Annotated in this window: 17 protein-coding genes; 8 read left to right on the top strand and 9 right to left on the bottom strand. The window is 72.2% G+C overall.

Annotation, left to right across the window (positions count from 1 at the left end; all coding sequences use genetic code 11):
* The first annotated feature begins 330 nt into the window (after positions 1-330).
* Positions 331-1095: a ferritin-like fold-containing protein gene (locus ACFQVC_RS12310; RefSeq protein WP_381830015.1), complete on the top strand. Its 765-nt coding sequence runs from the start codon at positions 331-333 to the stop codon at positions 1093-1095.
* Positions 1096-1201: 106 nt separating this feature from the next.
* Here ACFQVC_RS12310 and ACFQVC_RS12305 read toward each other — a convergent pair whose 3' ends face one another.
* The 4 genes from ACFQVC_RS12305 to ACFQVC_RS12290 form a co-directional block, all read right to left on the bottom strand.
* Entirely contained in the window at positions 1202-1471 is a 270-nt protein-coding gene (locus ACFQVC_RS12305) for a hypothetical protein (RefSeq protein ID WP_381830013.1), read from the bottom strand.
* Positions 1472-1658: 187 nt separating this feature from the next.
* Positions 1659-1886 carry a DUF3107 domain-containing protein gene (locus tag ACFQVC_RS12300; protein WP_381830011.1) on the bottom strand — a complete coding sequence of 76 codons (228 nt, stop codon included), beginning with the start codon at positions 1884-1886 and terminating at the stop codon, positions 1659-1661.
* Between the two features lie 138 nt (positions 1887-2024).
* Positions 2025-2666 (bottom strand): TetR/AcrR family transcriptional regulator, encoded by a 642-nt coding sequence (locus tag ACFQVC_RS12295; RefSeq protein ID WP_381830009.1) that lies wholly within the window; start codon positions 2664-2666, stop codon positions 2025-2027.
* A gap of 197 nt (positions 2667-2863) precedes the next feature.
* Positions 2864-3082: a hypothetical protein gene (locus ACFQVC_RS12290; RefSeq protein ID WP_381830007.1), complete on the bottom strand. Its 219-nt coding sequence runs from the start codon at positions 3080-3082 to the stop codon at positions 2864-2866.
* Positions 3083-3252: 170 nt separating this feature from the next.
* Here ACFQVC_RS12290 and ACFQVC_RS12285 point away from each other — a divergent pair, with 170 nt between their 5' ends.
* The 7 genes from ACFQVC_RS12285 (at position 3253) to moeZ (ending at position 12006) form a co-directional block, all read left to right on the top strand.
* Positions 3253-4224, top strand: a complete 972-nt coding sequence (locus tag ACFQVC_RS12285; RefSeq protein ID WP_381830005.1) for an alpha/beta fold hydrolase — start codon at positions 3253-3255, stop codon at positions 4222-4224.
* A 58-nt stretch (positions 4225-4282) separates the two neighbouring features.
* Entirely contained in the window at positions 4283-5599 is a 1317-nt protein-coding gene (locus tag ACFQVC_RS12280) for a DUF3152 domain-containing protein (protein WP_417851978.1), read from the top strand.
* A 208-nt stretch (positions 5600-5807) separates the two neighbouring features.
* Positions 5808-7640 (top strand): DUF3492 domain-containing protein, encoded by a 1833-nt coding sequence (locus ACFQVC_RS12275; protein WP_381830001.1) that lies wholly within the window; start codon positions 5808-5810, stop codon positions 7638-7640.
* The gene (locus ACFQVC_RS12270; RefSeq protein WP_381829999.1) at positions 7637-8878 is read left to right on the top strand and encodes a hypothetical protein; all 1242 of its coding nucleotides are present in this window, start codon (positions 7637-7639) and stop codon (positions 8876-8878) included. Before ACFQVC_RS12275 ends, ACFQVC_RS12270 begins: the two co-directional genes overlap by 4 nt.
* A gap of 168 nt (positions 8879-9046) precedes the next feature.
* Complete coding sequence (locus ACFQVC_RS12265) at positions 9047-10000, top strand: NAD-dependent epimerase/dehydratase family protein (RefSeq protein WP_381829997.1); 954 nt, start codon at positions 9047-9049, stop codon at positions 9998-10000.
* Positions 9988-10764: a spherulation-specific family 4 protein gene (locus tag ACFQVC_RS12260; protein ID WP_381829995.1), complete on the top strand. Its 777-nt coding sequence runs from the start codon at positions 9988-9990 to the stop codon at positions 10762-10764. Before ACFQVC_RS12265 ends, ACFQVC_RS12260 begins: the two co-directional genes overlap by 13 nt.
* A gap of 63 nt (positions 10765-10827) precedes the next feature.
* Positions 10828-12006 (top strand): adenylyltransferase/sulfurtransferase MoeZ, encoded by a 1179-nt coding sequence (gene moeZ / locus ACFQVC_RS12255; RefSeq protein ID WP_381829993.1) that lies wholly within the window; start codon positions 10828-10830, stop codon positions 12004-12006.
* Positions 12007-12108: 102 nt separating this feature from the next.
* Here the strand turns inward: moeZ and ACFQVC_RS12250 are convergent, their stop codons facing one another.
* The 5 genes from ACFQVC_RS12250 to hemG form a co-directional block, all read right to left on the bottom strand.
* Complete coding sequence (locus tag ACFQVC_RS12250) at positions 12109-13659, bottom strand: alpha/beta hydrolase (RefSeq protein ID WP_381829991.1); 1551 nt, start codon at positions 13657-13659, stop codon at positions 12109-12111.
* Positions 13660-13763: 104 nt separating this feature from the next.
* On the bottom strand, positions 13764-15407 hold the full coding sequence (locus tag ACFQVC_RS12245) for an alpha/beta hydrolase (RefSeq protein ID WP_381829989.1): 1644 nt from the start codon (positions 15405-15407) through the stop codon (positions 13764-13766).
* A gap of 52 nt (positions 15408-15459) precedes the next feature.
* A complete protein-coding gene (locus ACFQVC_RS12240; protein WP_381829987.1) occupies positions 15460-17049 on the bottom strand; it encodes an alpha/beta hydrolase in 1590 nt (529 codons plus the stop codon).
* A gap of 331 nt (positions 17050-17380) precedes the next feature.
* On the bottom strand, positions 17381-18922 hold the full coding sequence (locus ACFQVC_RS12235) for an alpha/beta hydrolase (RefSeq protein ID WP_381829985.1): 1542 nt from the start codon (positions 18920-18922) through the stop codon (positions 17381-17383).
* Between the two features lie 139 nt (positions 18923-19061).
* Positions 19062-20453, bottom strand: coding sequence for a protoporphyrinogen oxidase (hemG, locus tag ACFQVC_RS12230; RefSeq protein ID WP_381829983.1), 1392 nt, complete (start codon positions 20451-20453; stop codon positions 19062-19064).
* Positions 20454-20594: the final 141 nt, after the last annotated feature.

Genomic DNA, 20594 nt, shown 5'->3' with positions numbered 1-20594 from the left:
GCGAACGCTGGGGGTCGTGACCGCGCCGGGGGGTGCATCCGGCCGCTGTTTCGCGAGGCCGGGTGGCACGGGACCACTGCCGTCGCTCGAGCGTCACGCCGCTGAGGGCCCCTCCTGCATACGCACTGATGCGTACGGCCCGGAGGGCTGTCGGGTCGGAGCCGATCGGGCCACCGACCGGGCATCCTCATTCGGATGGCCCGTCGAATGAATCGGCGGGCGCATTACCACTGTACCCCGGATATGCGCAGGCGTGTCGGCCAAATTGCTCACGTAGCCGTTGTCACAGTGAATGACCAGGGACTTCCCTGCCCACACGAGCGGGCTATTGTGCGCTTCATGGAGACGCCTGACACGCCTGACACCGCCACGGACACCGCCGAAACGGCCGAGGCACCCACCGGAATCGCCGCCCAGAACTGGGACCGGGCCGCCGCCGACCCGCAGTACCGCGCGGCGGTCGTCGACCTGCTCGGCGCGCTCGCGTACGGCGAGCTCGCGGCGTTCGAGCGGCTCGCGGAGGACGCGAAGCTCGCGCCGACGCTGGCCGACAAGGCGGAGCTGGCGAAGATGGCATCGGCCGAATTCCACCACTTCGAGCAGCTGCGCGACCGGCTCTCGGCGATCGGCGCCGAGCCGACGGAGGCGATGGACCCGTTCGTCGCCGCCCTGGACGGCTTCCACCGCCAGACCGCCCCGTCCGACTGGCTCGAAGGACTGGTCAAGGCGTACGTCGGCGACTCCATCGCCAGTGACTTCTACCGCGAGGTCGCGGCCCGGCTCGACTCCGACAGCCGCAAGCTGGTGCTCGCCGTCCTCGACGACACCGGGCACGCGAGCTTCGCGGTGGAGAAGGTGCGGGCGGCGATCGACGCCGACCCGCGGGTGGGCGGACGGCTCGCGCTGTGGGCCCGGCGGCTCATGGGCGAGGCCCTGTCGCAGTCGCAGCGGGTGGTGGCCGACCGGGACGCCCTGTCGACCATGCTGGTCGGGGGTGTGGCCGACGGGTTCGATCTGGCCGAGGTCGGGCGGATGTTCTCGCGGATCACCGAGGCGCACACCAAGCGGATGGCGGCGCTCGGTCTCGCCGCCTGAGGCGGTGCCTCACGAGGCTTGAGCTATGCCGTGTCCACGCCGGAGCCGCCGGTGTCTACGCCGTATCCATGCATCTGCGCATTCGTGTATCCGCGCATCCATGCATCTACGCCGTTGACGTCGTCCGGCGGACTCTTCCTTCCGGGCGGACCAGGAGGGACAGCAGGGCCGCCGCCAGGACGACCGCACCGAACAGGGTGGCCAGGACATGGCCGGGGCCGAGCGCCGAGTGCGTGATGAACGCGCCGAACAGGCCGCCCGTCACACCGGTCGCCAGGACGAGGTTGCGGTTGGGGAGCCGGTGGCCGAGACGGTGGGCCGCGGCCCAGGCCAGGGCCAGACCGAGCAGTGCGGAGCCGAGCGCTTCCAAGATCATGTGTCCTCCCGCGCGGCTAGGTGCAAATCGGTCGTAGCCGGTCTTACCCGGGGTGGCCGGAATGCAATCCTCCTGATGCCTCCGTCGTGACGGGTGGGGCAGGTCGGACGGCGAAATCGGACAGCAAAAGGCGGGGCCCGGTGGCACAAGTCCACCGGGCCCCGCCCTTTGTTCTGCTTGCGGTCGCCTAGAGCGCGCTGAAGCCCACCTTGCGGGCGGTCGGCTCGCCGATCTCGACGTAGGCGAGACGGTCGGCGGGTACCAGGACCTTGCGGCCGTGGTCGTCCACGAGGGAGAGCAGCTGAGACTTGCCGCTCAGCGCCTCGGACACCGCCTTCTCGACTTCCTCGGCGGTCTGGCCGCTCTCCAGAACGATCTCGCGGGGCGCGTACTGCACGCCGATCTTGACCTCCACGGCTTTGTCCCTCCGACGGTCAGTGATGTGCGCGGCCGTCCGCGCTGTACTCCGCACACATTAGCCCGGTGAGGGGACCGGCAAGCCGCGGTGCTGCACGCTCGCAGCGAACAAGACTCACTCGCGGCGGACCGGACTTCAGTGGTGCTCGCTGCCGTGCAGCGGGAACCCGGCGATACCGCGCCAGGCGAGGGACGACAGGAGCTGGACCGCCTTGTCGCGGTCGACCTTGCTGCCGCTGGCCAGCCAGTAACGTGCGACCACCTGGGAGAAGCCGCCCAGGCCCACGCCGAGGAGCATCGACTCGTCCTTGGGCAGGCCGGTGTCCTCGGCGATCACCTCGGTGATCGCCTGTGCGCACTCCAGGGTGACCTTGTCGACGCGCTCGCGGACGGCGGGTTCGTTCGTCAGGTCGGACTCGAAGACCAGGCGGAAGGCGCCGCCCTCGTCCTCGACGTAGGCGAAGTACGCGTCCATCGTGGCCGCCACCCGCTGCTTGTTGTCCGTGGTCGACGCGAGTGCCGTACGGACCGACTGCAGCAGGGATTCGCAGTGCTGGTCGAGCAGTGCGAGGTAGAGGTCGAGCTTGCCCGGGAAGTGCTGGTAGAGCACCGGCTTGCTGACGCCGGCGCGCTCCGCGATGTCGTCCATGGCCGCCGCGTGGTAGCCCTGGGCGACGAAAACCTCCTGGGCGGCGCCGAGGAGTTGATTACGGCGGGCCCGGCGCGGCAGGCGCGTGCCCCGCGGGCGCGCCGCATCTGTCTGCTCGATGGCTGTCACGCCGCCTCCCATGTCATTGAGCACGGCCTCGACTGAAACTCTTCAGGGCCGTTCCGTGTGCGGTGTGCTGCCGCGCCGCCATCGTACTTTTCGGTAACCGTGGTGTGCGCGGTGCGGACCGAGAATTTCACGGACCGGACGCGGCCGCTGGCGGGCGAAAGCCGAGATAGCGGGATATGGGCGCGGAGTGCCGCAGGTCAGCGGTAGTCGTCCTCGTCCAGGTCCACTACCCGGGCCTGTTCGGCGACGTCCGCCGGGTTGGCCGACGCGGGCTCGAAACGGGGGAGCGGTTCGTCGCGGTGCTGCTGCAGATCGGTCTGCTGCTCTGCGGCGTCGGCCTCGGGGGTCTCCTGGTCGAGGCCGGTTTCGGGCTCTTCCGGGTCGAAGGTTTCGGGGTCGGTCGGGTCGACAGTCATGCTGACACCCCTTTCCTGGGCGAGCGCCCTCCACACGGGGGACTCCCTGCCCTCTTTATGAGCGTAGGAGACACCCATTCGTGGCGCTATGCGATGGACGTGCGGACGGTGCCGGGATCTGTGACCGCGAACACGTGATCCAACGCGTGATCGTCTCGTAACATTGCCGCATGTCTTCGACCGAGCTGCCGGGCGCCCTCGCCACAGCGGTGACCCCCAAGGCGCTGCCCGTCCGGGTCGCCGAGGGGGAGCGGCTGCGTTCGGTGAGCCTGCCGGGCCTGACGCTGACGGTGCGCTCGCGCCCCGGCACCACCGAAGGGCTGCCGCCCGCCCTCTACGTACACGGGCTCGGCGGCTCCTCGCAGAACTGGTCGGCCCTGATGCCGCTGCTCGCGGATTCGGTGGACGGCGAGGCCCTCGATCTGCCGGGCTTCGGGGACTCCCCGCCGCCGGACGACGGCAATTACTCCCTGACCGGGCACGCGCGCGCGGTCATCCGCCATCTCGACGCGAGTGACCGCGGCCCCGTCCATCTCATCGGCAACTCCATGGGCGGGGCCGTCGCCACGCGCGTGGCGGCCGTGCGGCCGGACCTCGTGCGCACCCTGACGCTGGTCTCGCCGGCGCTCCCGGAGCTGCGGGTGCAGCGCACCGCGGTGCCCACCGGGCTGCTCGCGCTGCCCGGCGTCGCGCGGCTCTTCGCCCGGCTCACCAAGGACTGGACACCGGAGCAGCGCACGCGCGGCGTCATGGCGCTCTGCTACGGCGACCCCGCCAAGGTCACGCCCGAGGGCCTGGCCAACGCGGTGCACGAGATGGAGCGGCGGCTTCAACTCCCCTATTTCTGGGACGCGATGGCACGTTCGGCGCGCGGCATCGTGGACGCGTACACCCTCGGCGGGCAGCACGGCCTCTGGCGGCAGGCCGAGCGGGTGCTCGCACCGACCCTGCTCGTCTACGGCGGCCGCGACCAGCTCGTGTCGTACCGCATGGCTCAGCGGGCCGCGCGTGCCTTCCGTGACTCGCGCCTGGTCACGCTGCCGGACGCGGGGCATGTGGCGATGATGGAGTATCCCGAGACGGTGGCGGCGGCGATGCGTGAACTCCTCGCGGACACCGACGACTTGGGCACGGGGGGCTGAGGCGCGCGTGGGACGTCACGCACGGCGGGGGCCCGTCGACAAGTCCGATACGGGGGGCATACCCGTTGCCCCGCAGTCCGCGCCGGCGCCAGGTCCGGGATCCGGGCGGCGCAGGCGGGGATCTTCCGCCCCGGCCGAGGGGGCGCCTTCGCGTGCCCACAGCGGTGCCCCCGCGGCGGCGCCCGGAGCGCGGCCGCATCCCGAGCACCGCGAACCCGGCGGCGGCTGGGGGCGGATATCCGGTGCGGGTCCGTCCGCCGCGGCCGGTGCGCGTTCGTTCGACACGGGCGCACAGCCACGGGTCACCGGCGGGCAGCCTCGGATCACCGGCGCGCAGCCCCGTGTTCCCGGGCCGCGCCGTGAGTACGTCGACGCCTTCGAGTCCTTCGACGGGGCGGGCGCCTTCGGCGGGACCGATGACCACGACGACGACGTGTTCGCCGCCGGGGCGCCGCCGCGGCGGCCCGATGACCCCTATGGCGATGTCACCGCCTGGGACTCCGGGGCGGATGACGACGAAGCACCGCACCCCGCCGAGCAGACCGAGCCGGCGGCGCGCGGCAAGGGCGGCAGGGGCGGCAGGGGCCGTACCTTCACCGGGATCGCCGCGGCCGCGGTGACCACCGTGCTCGCCGTCGTCGTCGCCGGGCAGGTCGCCGACGGGCCGCGCGGCGACGCGCAGGCGCGGGCCGCCGACGCCGATGGCGAGGTGCGCGAGCAGGCGGACTCCGCGTCGCGCTCCGCCGAGCGGCCGGCCAAGGGCCGCTCCGCCCCGCTGACGTACGACCAGAAGATGGGCGAGAAGTACCCGCTGGCCGCCGACGCCAAGGCGAGCGGGGAGTTCGAGGCCATCGCCGGGTTCGACAAGGCGCCCGGGCGCGGGCAGAAGTTCCGCTACCGCGTCGACGTCGAGAAGGGGCTCGGGCTCGACGGGCAGCTGTTCGCGCAGGCCGTGCAGAAGACCCTCAACGACGAGCGCAGCTGGGCCCATGGCGGCGGACGCACCTTCGAGCGGATATCGAGCGGCAAGCCCGACTTCGTCATCACCCTCGCCAGCCCCGGCACGACCGGGGTGTGGTGCGCCAAGTCGGGCCTCGACACCACCCAGGACAACGTCTCCTGCGACTCCGCCGCCACCGAGCGCGTGATGATCAACGCCTTCCGGTGGGCGCAGGGCGCCGAGACCTACGGCGATGCCATCCACCCGTACCGGCAGATGCTGATCAACCACGAGGTCGGCCACCGGCTCGGGTTCAATCACGTGATGTGCAGCAAGGACGGGGCGCTCGCGCCGGTCATGCAGCAGCAGACCAAGTTCCTGGAGCACGACGGGATCAAGTGCCGTCCCAACGCCTGGGCCTTTCCCGGGAATTGAGCCTTACCCGACTCTTTGCGGAGCGTGACCGAATGCGCGCCTAGCGCGACGGAACGCCACCTGTGCGGGAAAGTTACGGCCGTTCACCCCTTTTGGTGGTGCGATGGACAACCGTCCGTCGCGCCCCCGGCGTATCCGCATACGTTCTTCCCGCTGCGGGCCGTCGGACCAACGACGGCCCCCCATATGGGAGATCGGGGGTCTACTCGTGCGCATCGGACTGCTCACGGAGGGTGGCTATCCGTATGTGACCGGTGAAGCCAGGCTGTGGTGCGACCGGTTGGTGCGCGGCCTGGAGCAGCACGAGTTCGACCTCTTCGCGCTCGCCCGCAGCGCCCACCAGGAGCAGGCGGGCTGGATCGAGCTTCCGCCGCAGGTCCAGCGGGTGCGCACGGCGCCGCTGTGGTACGCCGACGACGACGGTGTCAGCTACGGGCGGCGCCAGCGCCGGCGCTTCACCGAGCACTTCGAAGAGCTCGCCGCCGCCGTGTGCGCGGGCGAGCCCGCCGGTGGCGCCGAGGACGTGGCGGACCGTTTCGGCAGTGCGCTCTACGGACTGGCCGAACTCGCCCGCGACGAAGGCGGACTCGCCGTCGCGCTGCGCTCCGAGACGGCCGTGCGCGCCCTGGAACGCGCCTGTCGTGCGCCCGGAGCCCTGCGCGCCGCCCACCAGGCCCGGGTGCCCGATCTGCTCGCCGTGGCGGGCATGCTCGAACAGGCCCTGCGGCCGCTCTCCCTCGACTGGTACGAGGAGGACGGTGAGGACGGGTCGGGCGGGCTCGGCGCCGTCGACCTGTGCCATGCCGCGTCCGGCGGGTCCGCCGCGCTGCCCGGCCTGCTCGCCCGGCACTTCTTCGGGGTGCCGCTGCTCGTCACCGAGTACGGCGTGCAGCTGCGCGCCCACTACCTCGGGACCGCGAGCGAGCCGGCGAGCGGCCCCGCGCGGGCGCTTGCCGCCGCCTTCCACGGCCGCCTCGCCACCGAGGTGTACCGGCAGGCCGCCCTCATCACCCCCGGCAACACCCACGCGCGGCGCTGGCAGGAGAAGTGCGGCGCCGAGCGCGCCAAACTCCGCACCGTCTACCCAGGCATGGCCGCGGGGCGGTTCGCCGAGGTGGGCGAGGCCGGGGAGCATCTGGCCGACCCCGACACCCTGGTGTGGGTCGGGCGGATCGAACCCGCCAAGGACCTGATCGCGCTCCTGCACGCCTTCGCCGAGGTGCGCAAGGAGGAGCCGAAGGCCCGCCTTCGGATCGTGGGAGCGCCCGCGCAGGGGCCCGAGGCCGCCGCGTATCTCGCGCACTGCCGGGCCCTGGCCGCACAGCTCTTCCCGGACGAGGCGGAGGACGTGCACGCCGTGGGCGACAACCCGGTCTCGTTCGAGGAGATCGGCAGCCCCGAGGTGCCCGAACTGGCCGACGCGTACGCCTCGGGCGGTGTCGTGGTCCTGTCGAGCGTCGTCGAGGGATTTCCGATCAGCCTGGTCGAGGCCATGTTCTGCGGGCGCGCCACCGTGTCCACGGATGTCGGAGCCGTCGTCGAAGTCATCGGCGGTACGGGGCTCGTGGTGCCGCCGCGCAACCCGCGGGCGCTCGCCGACGCGTGCGTGGCACTCCTGCGCGACCCCGAACGGCGCGACCGGCTGGGAGCCGCCGCACGCGCGCGTGCCCTCGAACTCTTCACCGTGGAACAGAACATCGCGGCATTTCACGGCATCTACCTGGAGATCGTCTCGCACTGTCCGGTGCGCAGGGAGGCGCTCGACGAGGACGGGGAGCCGCTGCTCTTCGCCAACCCCGCCGAGAGCCATGTGCCCGGTCGGTGGACCGCGGCGAAGAGCGCGGGCAGCGCCGCGCCACGGTTCGGACAGTGGCTCGCCGGGCGCAAGGGGGCCAAGGACGGGCCGAGTTGGGCCTCCGGAGACGGCAGGCACGGTGCCGGTGGCGGCGGCGCAGGAGACGGCAGCGGTGACGGCAGTGGCGCGGGGCCCGCGGGCGAGCCGGTCGCCGTCGGATCCGGTGCGAGCGAGGGGGAGGCATGAGCAAGCCGCGTACGACCCGCTGGGATTCCGCCGATACGCCGGTGACGCCGGTCAGCCCCGGGAGCTGGGACACCCGCTCCGAGGAACTGCTCTCCGCCGCCCCGGCCGCCCCCGCCGCCCCGGCCGCCCCCGCCGGACCGGCCGCGGCGGCCACGACGGGCAAGGTCCGCAAGCGGCGCGGCGGTGTCGACCCGGTCAAGGCCCTGATGCACCGCCATCGCGAACTGTGCCAACGGGCCGTCGACCCGCTGGAGATCGCCGCAGGCCTCGAGGCGCACGGCGTGACCGACCGGACCGCGGCCCGCTTCCGGCACCGGGATGTGTTCTCGCTCGCCGAGGAGATGTACGCGCGAATGCCGCGCGGCGCCGAGGCCGGGTCCGTGGTGGCACCGCCCGTGCCGCCTGCGGTCACCGTCCCGGTGCCCGCTGGCTGGGGCGCCGTCGCCATGCTGCCGGGTGCGGTGTGCGCGGCAGCCGTGGCCGGGCTCGAACTCACCGCTGGGCGCGGCCGGTTGGCGGCCCTCGTCATCGGCGCTCTCGCCGTCGCCGCCGCGCTGCGGCTCGCCCTGCGGTACGGCCCGCTGTACACACCCGCCGGGCGCGTACAGCGCGGCACGCGCGCGTACACCTGCTGGCTCCTGGCGTACGCGCTGCTCGGCGAAGGCCTGCTGCGTGGTGCGCTCGCCGGTGGGCCCGACGGGCCGTGGCACCTGGACACCGCCGCCCTCATGGGACTTGCCCTCGCGGTGGCCCCCGCCGCCTGGTGCGCCCGGCTCCTCGCTCTGCGGGGACGACGGCGGCTCGCCGTCTGCCGGGGCCTGGAGGAGTTCGCCGCGGGGATGCGGCCGGTGCTCATCGGGGTGGTCGGGCTTTTCGCCGTCGCCGCGGTGGGGCTCGTCGTGCTCGCCGGACGGGTGCTCGGGCAGCCCGTCGGGAGCGGCGCCGCCGCCCTGGGCGTACTGCTGCTGCTCGTACGCCTGTTGAACGTGTACGGCAGGGGCACAGCCGCCTCTCTGGTGCTCGGCTGCGTCTGTGCCCTGGAGGCCCTGGCGCTGACCTGTGCGTTCGGCGGACGCCTTCCGGGGTGCGGATTCCTGGCCGCGCCGGTCGACCTGATCGGGCCCGCGGCGGTCCAGGGCGTGGCGTGCGGCCTGGGTGCCGTCATCCTGCTCGGCCACGCGGCCCGCACCCTGACCCGGGCGTCCGCCCACGCCGGGTCGGCGGGGGAAACCCGGTGAACCCCCGCCCTGTGGACCGGGTGGGCCCCCGCCCTGTGAACCGTTCGAAGACTTTCTCTTGCGTTCCCGCGGGGCCGACACCGCGGGCCTCAACCGTGTGCAACTCCCTGAAGGAGAACGCCAGATGACCACCCCCCATCACCGTGCATCCACCCCTGGGGCCGCCCGATGAGGGTTCTGCTGCTCGGAGCCAATGGATATCTCGGCCGGTTCGTCGCCGACCGGCTGCTCGCCGACCCGGCGGTGCAGCTCACCGCGCTCGGGCGCGGGGACGACGCGGACGTACGGTTCGATCTCGCCGGCGGCAGCCCGGGCGCCCTCGCCCGGTTCCTCGACGCCGTGCACCCCGGAGTCGTCGTCAACTGCGCGGGCGCGACCCGCGGCGGCGCCCGTGATCTGACCCGGCACAACACCGTGGCCGTGGCCACCGTGTGCGAGGCGCTGCGCCGCAGCGGCTGCGGGGCCAGGCTCGTGCAGGTCGGCTGTGCCGCCGAGTACGGGCCGAGCCAGCCGGGCTCGTCCACCGCCGAGGACGCCGTGCCGCGGCCCGGCGGGCCCTATGGCGTCAGCAAGCTGGCCGCCACCGAGCTGGTGCTCGGGGCCGGGCTCGACGCCGTGGTCCTCAGGGTGTTCTCGCCCGCGGGGCCCGGCACACCCGCCGGGACACCGCTCGGGCGGCTCGCCGAAGCGATGCGGCGCGCGATGCAGTCCGGGGACGGCGAGCTGAAGCTGGCCGGGCTCGGTGTACAGCGGGACTTCGTCGACGTACGCGATGTGGCGCGGGCCGTGCACGCGGCCTCGCTGTCCGCCGCGCAGGGCATCGTCAACATCGGCTCGGGCCGGGCGGTGCGGCTGCGGGACGCGGCGGCGGTGCTCGCCCGTGTCGCCGGGTACGGCGGTGCGCTGCACGAGCTGGACGCACCCACCGGGCGCCCATCCATCGGGCACCCCCGCGCCGAACCCGAGCACGGGGCCCCCGCCGTCTACCCGTATCCGGACGGCTGCGGCAGCTGGCAGCAGGCCGATGTGCGCACCGCGCGCGACCGGCTCGGCTGGCGGCCCCGGATCAATCTCGAAGAGTCACTCGCCGATATCTGGATGGAGGCGGCATGCCGCATCTGATCTCCCGGACAGGCGCACCGCACTCCCTGGCCGGAGCCACCATGGGCCTGGGCGTGCCCGGCTATGCGCACCCGCTCCTCGCCCCCGTGGAATGGGCCACGTTGACATCGGCGGCTGCCGCCGCGGGCTCCCGCCCGGAAGCCCCTTTGCACTGGGTTGTCCTCAATGTCGCGAACGGCCCCGGTGCCCGGCCCGATCCGCACTGCCTGGAGGCGGCGGGCCGGCTGCGGAACGCCGGGGTCCGGGTCATCGGGCATCTGGACCTGGCGTACGGCGCGCGCGGCTTCGGCGAGCTGGTCTCGGACGCGCACCGCTTCCTCGACTGGTACCGGATCGACGGCTTCCTGCTCGACCGCTGCCCCTCGGAGCGCGGCGCGCTGCCCGAGGTGCGGCGCACCACGGCGACCCTGCGGGCGCTGCTTCCCGACGCACACCTGGTGTTCGGGCACGGCACCCACCCGTATCCCGGATACGCCGAGGACGCCGACCAGTTGGTGACCTTCTCCGGGCCCTGGGCCGAGTACCGCTGGTCGCAGGTGGCCGAGTGGACCGCCGACTACCCGCCCGAGCGGTTCTGTCATCTGGTGCACGGAGTGCCGCGCGGTCATCTGGAGGAGGCGCTGCGCGTGGCCCGCTGGCAGGGCGCGGGCACCATCTGGTTCACGGACCGCACCGACCGGCGCGGCACCGTCGACCCGTTCGGTGCGCTGCCCGGGTACTGGGACGAAATCGTCTCGCGCATCGGACACCCTGTCTCGGAATGAAGAAGCGTGTGGCAGCGTTACGGAGAGAACAACTGTTCCGCATAACCGATCTACGGAGTTCCCGTGTCGCTGCCACCCCTGGTCGAGCCAGCTGCTGAGCTCACCGTCGACGAGGTCCGCAGGTACTCCCGCCACCTGATCATCCCCGACGTCGGGATGGACGGGCAGAAGCGGCTGAAGAACGCCAAGGTGCTCTGTGTGGGCGCGGGCGGCCTGGGTTCGCCCGCGCTGATGTACCTGGCCGCGGCCGGTGTCGGCACCCTCGGCATCGTGGAGTTCGACGAGGTCGACGAGTCGAACCTGCAGCGCCAGATCATTCACAGCCAGGCGGACATCGGCCGCTCCAAGGCCGAGTCGGCCAAGGACACGGTGCTTGGCATCAACCCGTACGTGAACGTGATCCTGCACGAGGACCGGCTCGAGGCCGAGAACGTGATGGACATCTTCAGCCAGTACGACCTGATCGTCGACGGCACGGACAACTTCGCCACCCGTTACCTGGTCAACGACGCCTGCGTACTGCTCAACAAGCCGTACGTCTGGGGCTCGATCTACCGCTTCGACGGCCAGGCCTCCGTCTTCTGGAGCGAGCACGGTCCGTGCTACCGCTGCCTGTACCCGGAGCCCCCGCCGCCCGGCATGGTCCCGTCCTGCGCCGAGGGCGGCGTGCTCGGAGTGCTGTGCGCGTCCATCGGCTCGATCCAGGTCACCGAGGCCATCAAGGTCCTGGCCGGAGTGGGCGACCCGCTGGTCGGCCGCCTGATGATCTACGACGCCCTGGAGATGCAGTACCGCCAGGTCAAGGTCCGCAAGGACCCCGACTGCGCGGTCTGCGGCCCGAACGCCACGGTCACCGAGCTGATCGACTACGAGGCCTTCTGCGGCGTCGTGTCGGACGAGGCCCAGGAGGCGGCGCTCGGCTCCACGATCACTCCCAAGCAGCTCAAGGAGTGGATCGACGCGGACGAGAAGATCGAGATCATCGACGTCCGCGAGCAGAACGAGTACGAGATCGTCTCGATCCCCGGCGCCAAGCTGATCCCCAAGAACGAGTTCCTCATGGGCAACGCCCTGCAGGACATGCCGCAGGACAAGAAGATCGTCCTGCACTGCAAGACGGGTGTCCGCAGTGCGGAAGTCCTGGCCGTCCTCAAGTCCGCGGGCTTCGCGGACGCCGTCCACGTGGGCGGCGGCGTGATCGGCTGGGTCAACCAGATCGAGCCCGAGAAGCCCGTTTACTAGGAGCTTGCTCACGTAAGGGCGATCGGCGCCGCCTTCTCGCGGACCGCCGATCGCCCTTCGTGCTCTTTGCTCCTCCTCCGGCCGCCGGGCCGGCTCACCTCATCAAGAGCAGCTCTTGCCGTCGGACGGCACCTTGCCGTCGAGCAGATACGCGTTCACCGTGTTCGTCGCGCAGTCGTTCACGCCGTAGGTGCCGTGGCCCTCGCCGTTCACGGTGAGGGTGGTGCCGACGCCCTTGCCGAGCTGCTCCGCCATGCGGCGCGCGCCCGCGACCGGTGTGGCCGGGTCGCCGGTGTTGCCGATGACCACGATCGGCGCCGCGCCCTTCGCGCTGACGTCCGGCGTGCGGCTCTTGCCCGTCACCGGCCAGTCGGTGCAGCTGGGCAGGCCCCAGGCGAGCAGCTCGCCGAAGACCGGCGACTCCTTCTTGTACGCCGGCAGATGCTTCTTCACGTCGGCGAGCGTGAACCGCTCGTCGGTGTCGGCGCAGCTGATGGCGCCGCCCGCCTCCTGCTGATTGCTGTAACGGCCCTGCGGGTCACGGGTGTTGTAGACGTCCGCGAGAATCAGCAGCGTGTCGCCCTTGCCCGCCTTGGCCTCGTCGAGTGCCTTGGAGAGGTAGGGCCAGGTCTCCTCGCTGTAGAGCGCGGAGGCGATTCCGGTGGTGGCCAGGTTCTTGGTGACACCACGGCCCGTGGCCGTCGGCAGCGGCTTGTCGTCGAGGCCGTCGAGGAGCTTCGCGATGTCACGGGTGCCCTGCCGCGGGTCTTTGCCCTCGCTCTTCAGGAAGTTGTCCAGGGCGTGCTGGAAGCCCTTGACCTGGCCGAGGGCGCTCTCCACCGTGCCCTTGGTGGGGTCGACCACGGCGTCCAGGACGGCGCGGCCGACGTTCTTCGGGAACAAGTGGGCGTAGACGCCGCCGAGTTCGGTGCCGTACGAGATGCCGAAGTAGTGCAGCTTCTTGTCGCCGAGCACCTGGCGCATCAGGTCCATGTCGCGGGCGGTGTTCTCGGTGGTGAGGTGCGGCAGCAGCTTGCCGGAGTTCTTCTCGCAGCCCGCGACGTACTTCTTGTTCTCCTCGAGCAGCTTGCGCTCCTCGGCCGCGCTGTCAGGGATGCCCTCGTCGGCGCTGGTCAGCTTGTCCATGGCCTTGTCGTCCACACAGTCGACGGTGGCGCTGTCGCCGACGCCGCGCGGGTCGAAACTCACCAGGTCGTAGCGGGAGTTGAGCTTGGTGTAGTCCTTCGCGGCCAGCGGCAGCGTGAAGACACCGGAGCCGCCGGGCCCGCCGAAGTTGTACAGGAGCGAGCCGATCCGCTTGTCCGGGTCCGTGGCCCTCTTGCGGATCAGGGCGACGTCGATGGTGTCCCCCTTGGGCTCGGCATGGTCGAGCGGCGCCTTCATCGTGGCGCACTCCCACCCGGAGCCGGGTGCCTGGCCGCCGCCCTGCGCGACCGAAGGGGCCTCGCACTTGGCCCAGTCGAGCTTCTGTGCGGACAGGTCGCCGCCCGCCGCCGGCCTTCCGTCCTGCCTGCCCGGTCCGTCCTGCCCGTCCTTCGCACCGCCGCTGCCGCTGCTGCAGCCCGCGACCGCCGTCACGGCAAGGAGGGTCGCCGCGACGGCGGCGGACCGTATCCGTATGTGAGTGGACATCTGTGTTGCTGCTCCTGCCGTTGCGGGCCTGCGCCTCTGTGTGGTGCCTGCGCTTTTGTGTGGTGCCTGCGCCTCTAGGTGCTGCCTATGCCTCTAGGTGGCGCCTACGCCTTGCAGACCTTGCCGTCCGAAGGGATCTTGCCGTCGATGAGGTAGGCGTCCGTCGTACGGGTCGCGCAGGAGGAGACGCCGTATGTGCCATGGCCTTCCCCCTCGACCGTCAGATGGATGCCCACGCCCTCGCCGAGCTGCCCGGCCATCCGCTTCGAACCCTCGAAGGGGGTGGCCGGGTCGCCGGTGTTGCCGATCACCAGGATCGGGGGCGCGCCTTCGGCGCTGACATCGGGGGTGGTGCGTTCGCCGGCCACCGGCCAGTCGGTGCAGGTGTAGAGGGCGAGCGCGGAGGTCTCGCCGAAGATGGGCGAGGCCTTCTCGAAGCGGGGGACCAGGGCGTCGATCTCGTCGTAGTCCAGGCGCTGGTCGGAGTCGGCGCAGCTGATGGCGGTGAGGGCGGCATCGGAGTTGCCCGGCTGTGCGGCGGCGCGGGGGGTGACGCCGACGGAGGTGCGGGCGCCGCCGCCGGTGTAGTCGTCGGCCATCTCCAGGAGGCCGTCGCCCGTGCCGTCCCGCTGAACCTCGCCCAGCGCGGCGGCCAGGGACTCCCAGCCGTCCTTGCCGCTGTACAGGGTGTTGGTGATGCCGAGCAGCGCGGTGTCGGAGTTCACTTCGCGGCCGTCGTCGGTGCGTACGGGCTTCTTCTCCAGGCGCTCCAGGAGCGCGCGGACACGCTCGCCGCCCTTGGCCGGGTCGGGGCCCGTCGGGCAGGAGGCGTTGCGGGCGGCGCAGTCCTTCATGAAGTGGGCCAGGGCCCGTTCGAAGCCCTCGGCCTCGGCGAGCGCCCGCTCCGTGTCGTCCTGGGTGGGGTCGACCACGGCGTCCAGGGCCATCCGGCCGACGTTCTTGGGGAACAAGTGGGCGTAGACGCCGCCGAGTTCGGTGCCGTACGAGATGCCGAAGTAGTGCAGCTTCTTGTCGCCGAGCGCTTCACGCAGCAGGTCCATGTCGCGGGCCGTGCGGGAGGTGGATACCTGGCCGAGTACGGCGCCGGAGTTCTTCTCGCACGCCTCGACATAGGCGGCCGCATCGGTCTCGTCCTCGTCTCCGCAGCTCACCGGAATGGTGTTGCCGACGCCGCGCGGGTCGAAGGAGACCAGGTCGTAGCGGGAGCCGAGGTGCGTGTACTCGTCGGCGAAGGCGGGCAGGCCGGTGACGCCGGACTCGCCGGGGCCGCCGAAGTTGAAGACGAGGGACCCGATGCGCCGCTCCGGGTCCGTGGCCTTCTTGCGGATCAGGGCGACGTCGAGGGTGCGGCCCCCGGGCTTCAGATAGTCGACGGGCGCCTTGAGGGTGGCGCACTCCCAGCCCTTGCCGGGCGCGTCGCCGCCGCCCTGCGCCGCCGACGGCTCCGGACAGACGGTCCAGTCGGGTTCCTGGCCGGTGAGAGACGCGGGCAGCTCGGGCGCGGGGGCCTTCCCGCCGGGGGCGGCGTCCTTGGGGCGGGCGTCGGCGCGGTCGTGGGTGCCGGTGCCGTTGCCTGTGCCGCCCGTGCAGGCCGCCGTGAGCAGCAGGGCGGTGGCGGCGATGAGTGCCGGTGCGCGCAGGACGCGCGGGTGTACGCGGCGACTGTGGCGGCGTATGCGATGTATGCGGCGTAGTAGATGTGCGCCGCCTATGGAGTTGTCGGGCATTGCCTCGCCCCTCTCGGACCGTACGGACCGTCTCATCTGCTCTCCGCCGGGCCTACGAGCAGGTCTTCCCGTCGTCCGGCACCTTGCCGTCCAGGAGATAGCCGTCGACCGTGGAGGTCACGCACGCGTCGCCGGAGAAGTACGCGGTGTGGCCCTCGCCCTCGTGGACGAGCCGGACGCCGACGCCGAGTTCTTTCGCCATCCGCGCGGCGCCCTCGAACGGTGTCGCCGGGTCGCCCGTCGTGCCGACCACCAGGATGGGAGCCGCGCCGGGCGCGCTCACCTCAGGGGTGTCGTGCTCGCCGGGCACCGGCCAGTCGTGGCACCAGCCCGCCGTGTCCCAGCCGAGGAAGTCGCCGAACACCGGGGAGATCTTCCGGAACTCGGGCAGCCCGGCCTCGGCCTGCGCGGGCGTGGGCCTGTTCTTGGCGTCCGCGCAGGAGATGGAGCGCTGCGAGTGGCTCTGGGTGCCGTAACGCCCGGACCGGTCACGGTCGTTGTAGCCGTCGGCGAGCGAGAGCAGTGCCGCGCCCTTGCCGTCTCGGGCGTCGGCGAGCGCCTCGGTCAGGGTGGGCCAGGACTGCCGGCTGTAGAGCGAGGCGAGGATGCCGGTCAGGGCCTGGCTCTCGGTGAGCCTGCGGCCGCCCGCGCCGGGCAGCGGCTTCCTGTCGATGCGGTCGAGCAGGGCGACAAGGTCCCGGGTGCCGCGCCCGGGGTCCTTGCCGGTCGACTTGAGGTAGTTGTCCAGGGCGCGCTGGAAGCCGGTGGTCTGGTTCTTGGCGTGGCCCACGGCGTCGGCGGTGGGGTCGACCACGCCGTCCAGGACCATGCGGCCGACGTTCTTCGGGAACAAGTGGGCGTAGGTGCCGCCGAGTTCGGTGCCGTAGGAGAAGCCGAAGTAGTGCAGCTTCTTGTCGCCGAGCACCTGGCGCATCAGGTCCATGTCGCGGGCGGTGTTCGAGGTGCCGATGTGCGGCAGCACCCTGCCGGAGCGGCTCGCGCAGCCGGCGCCGAAGTCCGCGGCGTCCTCGAAGTACGCCTTCCGCTCGGCGGCCGTGTCCGGGGTGAGGTCGACGTGGGCGCCCGCCTGGTCCAGGTCCCGGTCGGAGCGGCACCGTACGCCCGAGCTCGCGGCGACCCCGCGGGGGTCGAAACTCACCAGGTCGTAGCGGGAGTTGAGGGCGGAGAAGAGGGACTCGGCGGGCGGCAGGCCCGCGATGCCGGAGCCGCCGGGCCCGCCGAAGTTGAACAGCAGGGAGCCGGTCCGCCGGTCCCGGTCCGTGGCCTTCTTGCGGACCAGGGCCAGGTCGATGGTGCCGCCCCCCGGCTCGGTGTAGTCGAGGGGCGCCGTCAGCGTCGCGCACTGCCAGGCGCTGCCGGGAGCGGGCCCGTCACCGGTGGCCTTGCAGCGGCCCCAGTCCAGCTTCTGGCCGGTCAGCCCCCCGGGCAGGGCGGCGGACTTCCCCGGACCCCCGCCCGGCGCGGGGCCGCTCGCGGACGGCTCGCGCGACGTGTGCGGGGCCTTTCCGTCCTCGGCCCCCTCGCTCCCGCCGCTGCACCCGGCGGCGAGCGCGAGGGCCAGCAGCGCGGCGACGGGCCGCAGCCGGCGTACGCGTACGGATATACGGCCAGGGAACGGCATGGACGGATTCCCCCCTCGAAAACGATTCCGCAATAGTAGAGCGGCGGCCCGCCCGGCCCGGCCCGCCCGGCCTGGGCGTCCCGGGACCAGGACGTCCTGCGGCACCCGCCCCGTACGCCGGGCGGCACCCGCCCCGTACGCCCGGCCGCACCCGCACCCGTACGCCGGGCGGCACCCGCACCCGTACGCCGGGCGGCACCCGCACCCGTACGCCGGGCGGCACCCGCCCCGTACGCCCGGCGGCACCCGCCCCGTACGCCCGGCGGCACCCGCCCCGTACGCCGGGCGGCACCCGCACCCGTACGCCCGGCGAAACCCGCACCCGTACGCCCTACGAGCAGACCGTCCCCGCCGCCGGGCTCTTGCCGTCCAGGAGATAGCCGTCCACGGCCCGGCGTACGCACTTGTCGCCGCTGTCGTACGCGCCGTGCCCCTGGCCCTTGTACGTGAGCTCGACGCCGACGCCCTTGCCGAGCGAGTCGACCATCTTGCGCGCGCCCTCGTACGGCGTGGCCGGGTCGCCCGTGTTGCCGACGACCAGGATCGGGTCCGCGCCGGCCGCGCTCACGTCCGGGTGGTCGGCGGCGCCGTCCACGGCCCAGTCGGTGCAGCCGACCATGCCCCAGGCGAGGAAGTCACCGAACAGCGGCGAGGCCTCGCGGAACTTCGGCAGCTTCGCCTTCACGTCGGACGGGGTGTAACGCGGCTTGTCATCCGCGCAGTTGATGGCGATGTTGGCGGCGCTCATGTTGCTGTACGTGCCGTCGGGGCTGCGGCCGTTCATGGAGTCGGAGAGCGTCATCAGGATCCGGCCGTCACCGTCGTAGGCCTGCTCCAGGCCGTCGGTCAGGTACTGCCAGAAGTCCTTCGAGTACAGGGACTGCGCGATGCCGTTGGTCGCCGCGGTCTGGGTGAGCTTGCGGGCACCGAGGCCCGGCAGCGGCTTCTCGTCCAGGTCGTCGAGGAGCTTCGAGATCTTCGCCTGTACGTCTTCGGCGGTGTCGCCGACCGGGCAGTCCTCGATCTTCGACGTGCAGTCCTTCGCGTAGTTCTCCAGGGCCCGCTGGAAGCCCTTGGCCTGGCCGAGCGAGCCCTCCTCGGGGCTCTGCGTGGGGTCCACGACGGCGTCGAAGACGGCGCGGCCGACGTTCTTGGGGAACAAGTGGGCGTAGACACCGCCGAGTTCGGTGCCGTACGAGACGCCGAAGTAGTGCAGCTTCTTGTCGCCGAGCACCTGGCGCATCAGGTCCATGTCGCGGGCCGCGTCCGTGGTGCGCACCTGCGGGAGCACCTCGCCCGAGTTCTCGTCGCACGCGGCGTTGAACTTCTTCACGCCGTCCAGGTAGGTCTGCTCCTCGGCCTCGTCGTCGGGCGTCGAGTCCTCCTGGTAGTACGCGTCCAGCTGCTTGTCCGACTCGCACTTCACGGGGGCGCTGCGGCCCACCCCGCGCGGGTCGAAGCTCACCAGGTCGTAGCGGGTGCGCAGATTGGCGTAGTCCTCGCCGAAGGCGGGCAGCGTGGTGATGCCGGAGCCGCCGGGCCCGCCGAAGTTGAAGACGAGGGAGCCGATCCGGTTCTCCTTCTTGCCGCTGGCCCGCGCCCGGATCAGGGCGATGTCGATGGTGTCGCCCTTGGGCTCGTTCCAGTCGAGGGGGGCCTTCATGGTGGCGCACTGCCAGGCGGCTCCGCCCGGCAGCGGCGACGGTGACTCCCCGCCTCCTTGAGCCTCCGAAGGCGCCGGGCAGTCCTTCCAGTCGAGCTTCTGGGAGGGCAGGTCCTCGGCTTTCGTCTCGCCGGCGCAGCCACCGAGGGCGGTGGCGAGCGAGAGGGCGGCGCAGAGGACAGCGGCACGGGTGCGGGGGCGGCTCGGCATGGGTCCATCCTGCGATGGGGGCCGGGAGCGCGCCCGGGGGTGGGCCCGTACAGGTGATCTTGACCGGGCGCGGCTCACCCGGCGCCCGGCTGCCGCCGGGGTACCCCCGGAGGTGCCTCCCCCAGGGCGGGCTGGCTGTTCAGGCCCCCGCGGACCCGGCCTGGAGCAGCCGCCCCGCGGCCTTCCGTCCCGTGGCCACGCACGCCGCCACCCCCACGCCTTCGTACGCCGCGCCGCACACCTCGAGGCCCGGCAGCTTGTCGACCGCTTCACGGATACGGGCCACGCGGGCGGCGTGCCCCACGCCGTACTGCGGCAGGCCGCGGTCCCAGCGGGTGACACGGGCCGCCACCGGCTCGCCGAGGCGGCCCGCGGCGAGATGCAGCTCCGAGACGGCGGTACGGATCAACTCGCGGTCGGTGGCGTCGAGTTGGTGCTCCTCGCCGTAGCGTCCGATCGAGGCGCGCAGAATGAACGTGTCGGGGGCCCGCTCGGCCAGCCAGCTCCACTTGTTGGAGAGGAACGACGCGGCCTTCACGGTGCGGCCGTCGACCGCCGGCACGAGGAAGCCGTTGCCCTCGGGCACACACGGCAGCTGGGCCCGGCTGAAGGCCATCGTGACCACGGCCGAGCTGGCGTGCTGAATGGCCGACAGTTCCTCATCGGCCAGGGGGGAGTGGCCGCGCAGCAGCTCGGCGGCGGCGAACGCGGGCACCGCGAGGATCACCGCGTCCGCCTCCATCAGGAGCGGGCCGTCGCTCGTGTCGGCCTCCACGCGCCAGCGGCCCGACGTGGTGCGCTGCAGCTCACGTGCCAGGGTCGAGGTGAGGATACGGGCGCCACTGGCCGCCGCCACCGCCTGCGGGAGACGGCCGGTGCCGCCGCGCACGCCCTGCACGGGCGAGACCTTCGGGGCGCCCGCCGCCCGCACCCGGCGCAGGGCGCCGATGATCGAGCCGCCCTGTTCGGCGACGGCCGCGAGGCGCGGCATCGAGGAACGCAGCGAGAGCCGGTCGGCGCGGCCCGCGTACACACCGCCGAGCATCGGCTCGACCAGGCGGTCCACGGCCTCCTGCCCGATGCGCTCGGCCAGATATCCGGCGACGGAGAGATCGCCGTCCGCGGCCAGCGGCGTCGCGGGCAGCTGCTCCTCGCGGCACAGGCGCTCCAGGCCCTCGTCGGTGAGGAGCCCGGTGCCGGCCAGGGTGCGCGGCTCGGTGGGGATGCCCATGACGTGGCCGCGCGGCATCGGGCGGAGCCGGCCACGGGTCCACACGGTGGTGGGGGCGGGGGCCGGGTCGTACAGGTCGGCGCCGAGGCCCACCTCGTGGGCCAGCTCCACGGCCTCGGGGCGCAGGGCCATGATCGACTCGGCGCCGTCGTCCACGGGGATACCGGCGATGGTGGTGGTGCGCAGCTTGCCGCCGATGTGCGGGGTGCTTTCGATGACGGTGACGTCCGCGCGGTCTCGCAGCTGCCAGGCGGCGGCGAGGCCGCTGATACCGCCGCCGATCACGATCACTGAGCGCATGGGGTGGTCTCCGTCCGAGGGGTCCTGCCTATTGACGTTACGCACCGTTCTGCCGGGTTTTTGTGGACTTCGGTCCCATGGGGCAGGACCCTGGCCCCCGCGCGGCGCCCGGCACGCCGGATTTCCCAAGGGGCGCATGGG

Source organism: Streptomyces monticola (assembly GCF_042665355.1).
In the GTDB taxonomy this organism is placed as follows: domain Bacteria; phylum Actinomycetota; class Actinomycetes; order Streptomycetales; family Streptomycetaceae; genus Streptomyces; species Streptomyces monticola.
Note: the sequence above shows the minus strand (reverse complement) of the source record. Positions and strands in the feature narration are given on the sequence as shown.